Here is a 10,660-nt window from a genome sequence, read left to right as displayed (position 1 = left end):
GCCGATGACTATCTCGTTAAACCGGTCGTCCTGAAGGAGTTGACGATCCGGCTTGAACGGGCATTAAAAGTCCGTCCGGTTGCTCGCCATGCGTTTGGTGACTTGACGATTGATGAGAAGGGACGCCAAGTCAAAGCGGGGGAACGGGCGATCAGTCTCGCAAAGATGGAGTTCGAACTGTTGCTTTATTTCATCGAACATCTTGGTGAGGCACTGAGCCGGGATCAGATTCTTGATGACGTCTGGGGGTACGCATTCGGAGGCGATACCCGGACCGTCGACACGCACGTTAAACAATTGCGGGATAAGTTGCCCGTCATTAAACAACAATTGAAGACGGTCCACCGGGTCGGCTATCGATTGGAGGCGATTGAATGAAACGACGTCCTTTGATGCGGAAGTTTTTATACGCTGTCGTCGGTCCGCTGCTCGTGATGGGAGTCCTTAGTTTCGTCTTGACGGCGTTTCTCGTCAATCGATTCGCAGAAGGCGAACGGTACGATCAACTCGCCCGGGAAGCGAACATCATTAAACAAGCGCTTGAAGCCGATACGCCGATACCGCGTGATATCCAAGGGTTTTTGACGACCGACGGGTTGACGCAACGGATTGGCGCACGCGGACCGGCGGGGCGGTTGCCGCTTCTTGATAATCTCAAGAAGGAAGATGTCATTGAAGTGCAAGACGAACGGTTGCTGACGTATCAGTTGACGGTTGACGGAACGCGGATCACGACGGTCCGACAAGCACCACTGGCGAGTAGTGCACTGAGTGGTGTTTATCTCGCAATCGGACTCGCATTACTCGTGACACTGTTGCTCGCATCGTTACTCGCTTACTATATGGGACGGCACCTGACACGACCGATCGTGACGCTCCGGTCCGTCGCCCAAAAGATTGGTGCGGGCGAGACAGACGTCGTCCTGCCGGCACGACCGAAGGATGAAGTCGGGGAGTTGATTGACGCCGTCGATGAGATGCAGACACAACTCAAACAAAAGGATCATCTGCAAAAGACGTTCATCGCCGGTATCACCCATGACTTGCGGACGCCGCTCGCAATCATTCGAAACGAGACCGAGGCGCTCGCGGCAGGTGTTATTCCCGTCGCCGAACTGCCCGACGTGACGACAAGTATCATCGAGGAGACGGATCGACTCGGTCATCTGATTGACGAGACGTTACTTTATTCGAAGCTTGCCGGTGGACGGATGCCGCTTGAAAAGACGGATGTGGCACTCGATGAACTCGTGCTTGCGACAGTTGAACGACTCCGTGGAACGTTCATACAGGCAGGACTGACGCTGGCGATGGAGCTGCAACCGATGAGGCAATCCCTTGATCCACGGATGTTCGAGCGCGTTTTGATCAATTTCTTGATGAACGCCCGCTTTGCTTCACCCGTCGGCGGAACGGTCACCGTTCGTTTAACGCATGACGAATTGACGGTCGAGGATGAAGGAGCGGGTGTCCGAGCAGAAGACCGGGCAACGATCTGGGATGTCTACGTCAAACAAGAAGGCAGTGCCGGGCATGGACTCGGTCTTGCGATCAGTCGGATGATTCTCGATAGTCATCAATTCGACTATGGTGTTCGCGACCGAAGTGGTGGGGGAGCGGTGTTCTACGTTCAGTTTTAAACGGATTCTATCAGGCATACAAAAAGAGAGGTCAGTTTTCGGAAAACATTCCGGAACTGACCTCTCTTGAATTAATGTAACGATTATTGACCGTCGTTCGCATGAACAAGACTTGGTTTGACGAGAGTATAGAACTCATCGCTCATCCCGACACGGCTCCCCATTTGGCAAGCGAGTTCGAGTGTTTCTTTATAGAAGTTCGCGACGAGATCGTGGTTCTTGATGTGCTCATCTTGCATCGCCTTTTTGACCCCGAGGACGACTTTTTCGATTTGCTCATCTGCATCATTGCGGACCGGCACTACGTTTTCTGGAAGATCGACTTCCTTATCGTGTCCGTTGAAGCGGAACGAGGCACCGAATCCGAGGTGCTCGAGGAAGAAGTGTGGTAACAGTTTACTCGCGAAGAACTGATGCCATTCCGTCTCTTTCATTGCTTCCATGTCACGCTTGAACGACGTCGTTGCGAGTGCGTAACGATCGTGTGTATCTTTCATGAACTTCTCGAGGATCGGAACCTGCATTGCAAACGCATTCTTGAGCAAGTTATCGAGCTGTTCTTGCGTTAATTGTTCTTGTTCAGTCATCGCTTTAACCCCATTTCGTTTCGTTATTCCTATCGTAAGAAATTTAGACAATTCCGTCAAATCTTTTTCGAGAATAGAGTTTACCTATTTCACAAAAGGGAATCCATTACTATCAATCATTTTAGGGGGAGTCAGCATGAAACGAATCGCAATGACAGGAGTCTTACTCGGAGCATGTCTGACTCCGGTGACCGGCTTTGCTGCAAGTAACGTGACATATAGCAAAGGAGTCGTCGCGAACAAGACGTTCGGCTATACGGTCAAGACGACGGACGCGTTGAAAAAGGCGATCCAGCAAGACAAAGTCGAGCTCGTCAAGAACAAGACGGTCAAGTCAAAATACGGTGTCATCACGCGGAGCGGTACGTTCGCGTTGTATTATAAAGTCAAAGGAGCGGATCAGCTGCTCGTCAACTTGAACTACGAGCCGAAGAAGCTCTCGAAAAAACAGTTCGACCGTGAAATCGGATATGGTACATATCTCGGGACGAAAGGTAGCAAAACCTACTACTACGTCTTACCGACGGAAGCCGTCAAAGGGGCTGTCGGCAAAAAAGCGATCGAGAACTTGATCGTCAAGGACGTCCCGCAGATGATGAAGACATTCAAATTGCAATGAGCACTAGCTTTTGCTAGTGCTTCTTTTGTTCGTTCGGTATAGTTGAAAATGAGGTGAATGAATATGGAATGGAACGTCACAGACGTCAAACAAACAACAGATGTATTACAACTCGAAAAATGTGTCAACGATCACGATGGCATTGAATTAAAGGTCGCGGCGGATTGGGTCGGCGAGAACGATTTCGCAATCTATGATGGTGAGCAACTCGTCGGGTACTTACAAGCATTCGCGTACTTACCGACGGAGTGGGAATTGAACGTCTTCGTTGATCCGGATTATCGGAAACAAGGCATATTCACGGCACTCGTTGAAGCAGCACGGGCGCGGGCAACGGAAGCAGGCGTCGAAGCATTCACGTTCGTCATTGACGACGCAAGTCAGTCAGGTCAAGCTGTCCTCGAAGGATTAGGTGCTGAGTACCGGATGACCGAGTACAACATGATTTTGAAAAAGGCGCAGCTGTTCTTAAAAGCAGATCCGGATTTCGAATTACGCGAAGCGACAGCGGACGACCGCCCGTTCATCGTCGAGACGCTCGGCAAATCGTTCGGTAACACGGACGAAGAAGCGGAGTCAATCTATCAAGCGATTGAATCCGACGACCGGATCACGTTCATCGGCGTCGCAAAAGGTAAACCGGTCGGTGTCATTCGTGCCTATCTCGCTTCCGATACACAAGCAAGCATCCATGCGTTCGCCGTTCGTCCGGAAGCCCAAGGCAATGGTTACGGCAAAAAGATGCTGAAGTTGATGGTCCAAGCGTTGTTCCGGACAGGTCGGACGCAGCTCGAACTCGACGTTGAGACAAATAACGACCGGGCACTTGATCTTTACAAAGAGGCAGGATTCGTCGTGCATCGTGGCTATCAGTTCCACGTGTTGGCGGTTTAAAATAATGAGCGATTGACGGATATTCCAGTGCATGCTGGATGCTCAAGTTGCTCCACTCCTACAGGAAAAAGCGCAGTTGCGCTGTCAGAGACAAACAAGACCCGGCTCTTCGCTTGAAGCGAAAGAGTCGCGGCTTGTGTCTCGCCTGAGGAAAGGGAGCAAGACTTGAGTACATTCGTCGATTGCTTTTTTTATGGTTATTATTACAGAAACTAAACAAAAACGTTGGAACCTTTTCTTTAATCCGTCGTATACTAGACATATGGAAAAAAAGAGGAGGCGACGTCATGGAGAGTCGACAGGATTCATTGCGGACGTTGAAGTGGGTATCAGGTGGAATGGAAGCGGTGCTTGGGATTCCGCTCTTAGGTGGTTCAATCGTCATTTTCTCAGGTTATAATGCCCTGTGGTTGATGCTCGCGTTTCACATCGTCGTTGTTGTATTGACGGCACGTGCCGGGAATGTCTCAAAAGGGAACATCGTCGGGATTATCGCATCAACGGTCGGTGTCATTCCGGTCGTCGGGATGTTCTTACACATGGCAGCAGCGATCACAATCTTACTTGACGCAGCGTTTAGCAACCGAATTGTTGCACGGACGTACGTAAAACACGTCGAACCGATTCGACCACGTCCGGTCCGTCGCGAGCAAGAAAAACAAGAAGACCATCCGTTCTGAGTTTTTTTCGTTGACAGAGAAAAATAAGCCGTGTAAAGTAAACAACAAGTTAGGCCATATCAATTACATCGACGACGCGGAGTAAGTATCGTCAACACTGCCGACCAAGCGAGTTAGGAATGGTGAGAGCCTGACACGGTAAGCTGAACGAGAATGGACCGCTGAGAGCCTGTTGAACCTTCGAGTAGACAGGACGGTTGCCCCCGTTACCGGGCTAGCTGGTTGTTGGACCAGCGACAAGTGGAGACGATTCTTCGTCTCAATCAGAGGTGGCACCGCGCGGATACAGGCGTCCTCTATGCATTAGCTGTTAGCTATGCGTAGAGGGCGCCTTTTGTTGTACGTCAAGGTATGCCGAATCATCCAACGCTCATCATATTTCTCAGGAGGCATTACACATGAAAAAGACATTGATCGCAGCGGCGAGTACGGCAGTCCTATTAGCAGGATGTGCAACGACAGAACCAGCAGAAGACAAACAAGCGGACAAAAAGGTCCTGCGTACGATGGAGAGTTACGACCTCCTGTCGGTCGACCCGGCAGACGCTATCACATCAAACATCTTCAACCAAATCTACGAAGGGCTCTATCGCTTCGATGCGAACAATGAACTTGTTCCGGCGGCAGCGAAATCGCATAGCGTCTCAGAGGACGGAAAAGTCTATACGTTCAAGCTTGACCCGAATGCCAAATGGTCTGACGGAAAGACTGTCACAGCGGAGAACTTCCGTTATGCATTTGAGCGCGTCATCAAAACGAACTCACCGTTCACTTACTTGCTCGAGCCAGTCGAAAAAACGACAGCGGTCGACGACGAGACACTTCGAATCGAACTGAAACGCCCGACGCCATACTTCCTCAGCATGACGACGTTCGGTACCTATATGCCGGTCCGGGAAGATATCGTCAAAGCTGAAGGTGACCAGTTCGGAACGGATCCAAAGACGAACGTCTACAACGGACCATTTACATTCAAGAAATATCAAGCCGAGCAAGGCTATACGCTCGCGAAAAACGCTGAGTACGCAGACCGGAAGAACGTCAAAATCGACGAAGTCGACGTTAAAATCATCAAGGATCCGATGCTTGCGATCAACTTGTTCGAGTCGGGTGAACTTGATGTCGCGCCACTCAACTCGGAGAACGTCGTCACGTACAAGAATCAAAAAGAGTACAACACGTTCAGCGATTCGCGGATGTTCTTCATCCGGATGAACGAAAAAACAGATGCCCTGAAAGATAAAGAAACACGCCAAGCAATCGATGCGGCATATGATAAAAAAGCGTTGACGGAAACGTTGCTCGGAAACGGTTCACTGCCAGCGGATTATATCGTTCCGCAAGAACTTGATCCGAAGTATGACAACGAGCGCCAAATCGAATCATCGTATGATGTGGCATCTGCGAACAAAGTGCTCGCAAACCAAAATCTTAAACTGACGATGTTGATTGAAGATGACGATGTCTCGAAAAAAATCGGTGAGTACATCCAAGGGGCGTTGAAGAAACAAAACGTCGACGTTAAACTGTTGTCACTTCCGAAGAAAGAGCGTCTCGCCCGTGAGGGACGAGGGGACTACGATCTGTCACTCGCGAGCTGGGCACCGGACTATCAGGATGCGACGACATACCTGAACTTGTTCACAACCGGTAACCCGTTCAACATGATGGACTACTCGAACAAACAGTATGACCGACTCTTGAAACAGGCTGAAAGTGAACTCGATCAAGACAAGCGTCTCGCGTTACTCAGTAAAGCGGAAAGCTTGTTACTCGACGATCAAGCAATCTCACCGGTCTACCAACGGAAGAATGCCTTCTTGCAAAACACGGAAGTGAAGAATCTCGCGCGTCATAATGTCGGAACGGATATTTCTTATAAATACGTCGAAATCAATCGTAACTGATACTCGTATCCTCTTTTCCTGATAACACAAGGGAAAGAGGATTTTTTGTATGGGAGAGATTTGGTAATTTTTATTCTGAAATCAGGTCAATCGACTAAAATCGCTTTCATTATCAACCGATAGATAGAACGGTGAAAAGAAGAACCAAGAAGGGAAGTCGCAGTTATGAAAAGATTTCGAAGAAACTTGAAGTTACGATTGTTCTTTTGGGTATTGGTGATCTCAGCAGTCACAAGTGGTATCTCAGCACAACTCGTCTTATATCTACACCGTGGGCTTGATGTCGCGGATACGAATGCAATCTGGGTTGGGGCGGGGATCGGTCTTCTCCTCTCCTTGATCGGAACGACGTTGACACAACTCATTCTCCGTCAGCCGATCAAAGCGATCGAAAAGGCGACTGAGACAGCACGCGAAGTCGCAAACGGCAACTTCGACGTTGATTTTGAAGAAGCAAAACGTGGAGATGAAGTCGATCAGCTCATGCATGAGCTCGAAGTAATGGTCTTACATATCCGCAAACAAGCAACGCAGATGGGCAACTCTAGCGATAAATTGACAGCTTCGGCGCAAGAAATCGCAGCAGCTGTTCAAGAAGGCAACGCGTCTGGTGAAAGCATTCGGTCAGCGATGGCGGAACTATCCGCAAAAATGAACGAAAACGTCGATCAAGCTTATCTATCGATGGACGCACTTGGTGCGGTTAAGCGGACGATGGATGAAGTCGCAGCAGAAATGAACGAAGCGTTAAAATCAGCGACAGTCATGCAGACGGAAGCGCAGAACGGAAAGACACTCGCGACGGATTCAGTCGAAGCGATGCATATGATTTCGAAGAAGATGGAGCAGTCAGCGACGCTCAACGGTCGATTGACAGATATGACAGGTGAGATCTCACGCATTACGGACGTCATCAGTGATATTTCTGCTCAGACGAACTTACTCAGCTTGAATGCTTCGATTGAAGCGGCACGTGCGGGTGAAGCAGGGCGTGGATTTGCTGTCGTTGCAGCAGAAGTTAAGAAGCTCGCAGAACAAACTGCGACATCAGCAAAAGAAATCACGGATTTGATTTCAGGTGTCAAACGTCTCGTTAATGATACAGCGAATGCGATGACAGATGTCCAAAATGAAGTCGCGACAGGCGTCGGGCTCGTCGAACAAGCCGGTTCGTCATTCGAAGAGATTCATCATTCAACGGAGCATGTCTACTCACGCGTGAAATCGGTCGATCAACTCGTCGTTAAATCGGATCAAGAAATCGATCAAGTCGGTTTGACGACAGCGAATATCCTCGCGATGGTTGAGGAAGCATCCAAACACACCGAGCAAGTTTTACAAGCATCAAGCCATCAGGCAGCTTCACTCGGTGAAGTCAATGGCGCGATGGAAGAATTAGTTGCGGTAGCTGAGCAATTACAGGAAGAGACAGGCGCGACGCGTCTGTGATTTCTGAGGAATCGTGCATCCTAAAAACAGGATGTACGATTTTTTTTGGATTTTTTTGAAAAAAGCATTAAACATTTCGGAGGGACGACGATATATAGGGTGGAAGCAGTCATCGACTGAATCCACTGTGTTGCCCTTGGACCGGTCAAGGGCACATCTCGGAGAAGACGGATCTTCGAAGAGACAAAAAACTTATCCTACGGAGGGAAATTAAAATGATTATCAATCATAACATCACAGCTTTAAACACACACAACAAGTTATCTTCAGCTTCAGGTGCACAAAGTAAATCAATGGAGAAGCTTGCTTCAGGTCTTCGTATCAACCGTGCGGGCGACGATGCAGCTGGCCTTTCAATCTCTGAAAAAATGCGCGGGCAAATTCGTGGACTTGATCAAGCATCACGTAACGCACAAGACGGTATCTCATTGATTCAAACGGCTGAAGGCGCATTAAATGAAACTCACTCGATGCTGCAACGTATGCGTGAACTTGCAGTTCAAGCATCTAACGATACAAACACAACTGAAGACCGAACAGCTGTACAGGCAGAGGCAAATCAACTCGCAAAAGATATCAACCGTATTGCACGAGATACACAGTTCAATGGTCAGGATTTACTAACGAGTGCAGGTGGTCCTAACACTGATGGTACTTTTACTTTCCAAGTTGGAGCAAACGAAAGCCAACAGATTACATTGACTATTGGTAATATGACTGGTCAAACTGGCTTAGCTATAGCAACTGGTGATGATGAAACCGCTGAAGCAATTGATATTTCTTCAACTGCAGGAACTGCAACTGCAGCAATCACAACAATCAATAACGCAATTAAATCTGTATCTACAGAACGTTCTAACCTTGGGGCAAATCAAAATCGTTTGGATTACGCAATCAACAACATCAAAACGTCTTCTGAGAACCTAACAGCAGCTGAATCACGTGTTCGCGACGTTGATATGGCAAAAGAGATGATGAACCAAACGAAAAACTCAATCCTTGCTCAAGCAGCTCAAGCAATGCTTGCTCAGGCAAACCAACAACCACAAGGTGTTCTTCAGTTACTCCGTTAATCGATAAAAGAGAGAATAGGGAGTTTCCTCTCATTCTCTCTTTCTGTATGTAGTACTACTCGATACCCTTCTAAAAAAAAACACGAGGTGAAAAAATGAAGAAACATACAAAGAAATTATTATCGATCGGTTTATCTGCGGCACTTGTAGCTCCTTTAGTACTCTCTAATCAAGGTTTGGTAAATGCGGTAACCGAAAAACCGACAAAAGGACCGGTTACATTTGTAGCGGTTGATGATACAAAGGGTACAAAACTTAATGTGTTAGGAAAAACTGTTACTTTAACAAAACTCGATCAACAAACGGGTTCGCTTGAGAGTGTTGAGACTGCTTGGAATACTTTAGGGAATGCTAACTTATCAGATAAAGGTGAAGTTGCCTTTACAGATGTAGCTGCCGGAAAGTACGCATTAACATTGAAGTTAGACAGTAAGACAAATGTCACACGCTTCTTAAGTTACACACCTAAAACTAGTGTAACAAAGACAAGTGTAGTTGTTCCGACGTTAGATGAATCGGGCAAATTGGACCGTAAAGTTTCTGGAACGATTAGTGGTAAACTTAAAGAAGAAGCAGTTACAAAAGTAGCGATTGTTGGAAAAGATACAACTTGGACAACCGTTACTGATGCAACAGGGTATTTTTCGATTGCTCTTCCGGTAGGAACATATGATGTTATCGTACTTGGAAATGACACTGAAGGTGAAGACGATAAACGCAATGAGGTGTATAAAGCGATTAAAGTCGTAGCTGGTCAAAGTTCTACACCTTTAGATGAAATGTCTGCAGGAGTTAAATGGGGTGCGGATGCTAATAAACTAGGATTTACAGAATTAAAAACATCTACAAAATCAGATGCGGTTTCTACTTTTACAAATGCTTCGAAAGAATATAAAGGCACTCTAAGTGCAGCTGGTAAAGTAAATGCATATGTTTTAGATGACAAAGGTAATACCGATAAAGCCGACGATGTATATACTCTAATTGGTGAAGGTATCGCGAAGTATGATAGTAGAACTAAAGTTGCACCGTTCTCTATCAAATTAGCAAGCGCACAACCAGGGAAAAAAGTTGTCATCGTTGCTGAAGATGAGGCTTTGAACCGTTATACGAAAGAGTATACATTTACTGATATTGATCCATCTGTAAAACCAGACTCAACTAAAAATGAGATTGGACAGCCGATCGAATTGACGTTTACAGATGCTTCAAAATCATATGGAGTATCATCAAAACTAGCAATTACAGCAGTTGATAAAAATGATAATGCAGAAATACCAACGAAAGTTACTCTTAAGGAGAAAACTTCAACAGCAGCAAATGATTTTAGTATTTCTAATGGTAAAATCGTAATCAATTCTTCGTTCTTCATTAACAAATTTAAAGCAAAAGCTTCTGATTATACATTTGTTATCTCAGGACAAAACGGATTCAAGGATCAGACTGTTGATCAATCAATTGTTGCTTCAACGACAGCAGCTGCAGCTCTCTCAGTAAAAGCTGAAGCTGGAAGTGCTTCTGGAACAACAAAATTAACAGTTTCTAAAGCTTCGGGAAATACTCTGAAAATCGATGTTCTATCAACTGCTCCGACTGCTCCAAAAGCATATTCGTCGTTTACTGGTGGTACAGAGTATACATCGGGATCAGATATTACTGGTGTGGATAAAACGTCAAAAAAATATGTGGCTGTATACGAATTGAATGCGGAAAAGCAAGTAGTGAAATTTAAACTATTGACTTTAACAGCGACTCAAATCAAACAATAATTAATTAACGTTAACGTTGACTTTGAACTGCTCCCTGTCAAG

Annotated in this window: 10 protein-coding genes and 1 other annotated feature; of the genes, 9 read left to right on the top strand and 1 reads right to left on the bottom strand. The window is 46.7% G+C overall.

The window, feature by feature from the left end:
- The coding region (locus tag B4C70_RS12270; protein WP_290779817.1) for a winged helix-turn-helix domain-containing protein at window positions 1–378 on the top strand (378 nt) is incomplete at its 5' end.
- Window positions 375–1,640, top strand: coding sequence for a HAMP domain-containing sensor histidine kinase (locus B4C70_RS12265; RefSeq protein WP_290779814.1), 1,266 nt, complete (start codon window positions 375–377; stop codon window positions 1,638–1,640). The genes B4C70_RS12270 and B4C70_RS12265, both read left to right, overlap by 4 nt.
- An 83-nt stretch (window positions 1,641–1,723) precedes the next feature.
- Here B4C70_RS12265 and B4C70_RS12260 read toward each other — a convergent pair whose 3' ends face one another.
- Complete coding sequence (locus tag B4C70_RS12260; RefSeq protein ID WP_029342519.1) at window positions 1,724–2,227, bottom strand: hypothetical protein; 504 nt, start codon at window positions 2,225–2,227, stop codon at window positions 1,724–1,726.
- Window positions 2,228–2,363: 136 nt separating this feature from the next.
- Between B4C70_RS12260 and B4C70_RS12255 the strand changes: the two genes are divergently transcribed.
- The 7 genes from B4C70_RS12255 to B4C70_RS12225 all read left to right on the top strand — a co-directional run bounded on the left by B4C70_RS12255 (window position 2,364) and on the right by B4C70_RS12225 (window position 10,618).
- On the top strand, window positions 2,364–2,846 hold the full coding sequence (locus B4C70_RS12255) for a hypothetical protein (protein ID WP_214852469.1): 483 nt from the start codon (window positions 2,364–2,366) through the stop codon (window positions 2,844–2,846).
- Window positions 2,847–2,909: 63 nt separating this feature from the next.
- Window positions 2,910–3,740: a GNAT family N-acetyltransferase gene (locus tag B4C70_RS12250; protein WP_290779808.1), complete on the top strand. Its 831-nt coding sequence runs from the start codon at window positions 2,910–2,912 to the stop codon at window positions 3,738–3,740.
- Window positions 3,741–4,027: 287 nt separating this feature from the next.
- A complete protein-coding gene (locus tag B4C70_RS12245) occupies window positions 4,028–4,420 on the top strand; it encodes a hypothetical protein (RefSeq protein ID WP_290779805.1) in 393 nt (130 codons plus the stop codon).
- 62 nt (window positions 4,421–4,482) lie between these two features.
- Window positions 4,483–4,720: a binding site (T-box leader), on the top strand.
- Window positions 4,721–4,818: 98 nt separating this feature from the next.
- Window positions 4,819–6,327 carry a peptide ABC transporter substrate-binding protein gene (locus B4C70_RS12240; RefSeq protein WP_290779802.1) on the top strand — a complete coding sequence of 503 codons (1,509 nt, stop codon included), beginning with the start codon at window positions 4,819–4,821 and terminating at the stop codon, window positions 6,325–6,327.
- Window positions 6,328–6,492: 165 nt separating this feature from the next.
- Window positions 6,493–7,776 (top strand): methyl-accepting chemotaxis protein, encoded by a 1,284-nt coding sequence (locus tag B4C70_RS12235; RefSeq protein ID WP_290779799.1) that lies wholly within the window; start codon window positions 6,493–6,495, stop codon window positions 7,774–7,776.
- A gap of 215 nt (window positions 7,777–7,991) precedes the next feature.
- Window positions 7,992–8,849, top strand: a complete 858-nt coding sequence (gene hag, locus B4C70_RS12230; protein ID WP_290779796.1) for a flagellin Hag — start codon at window positions 7,992–7,994, stop codon at window positions 8,847–8,849.
- A gap of 95 nt (window positions 8,850–8,944) precedes the next feature.
- A complete protein-coding gene (locus B4C70_RS12225) occupies window positions 8,945–10,618 on the top strand; it encodes a hemoblobin-interacting domain-containing protein (protein ID WP_290779791.1) in 1,674 nt (557 codons plus the stop codon).
- The last annotated feature ends 42 nt before the right edge of the window (window positions 10,619–10,660 follow it).

The sequence above is a fragment of the Exiguobacterium sp. UBA5002 genome, from assembly GCF_002396765.1.
Lineage (GTDB): Bacteria > Bacillota > Bacilli > Exiguobacteriales > Exiguobacteriaceae > Exiguobacterium_A.
Note: the sequence above shows the minus strand (reverse complement) of the source record. Positions and strands in the feature narration are given on the sequence as shown.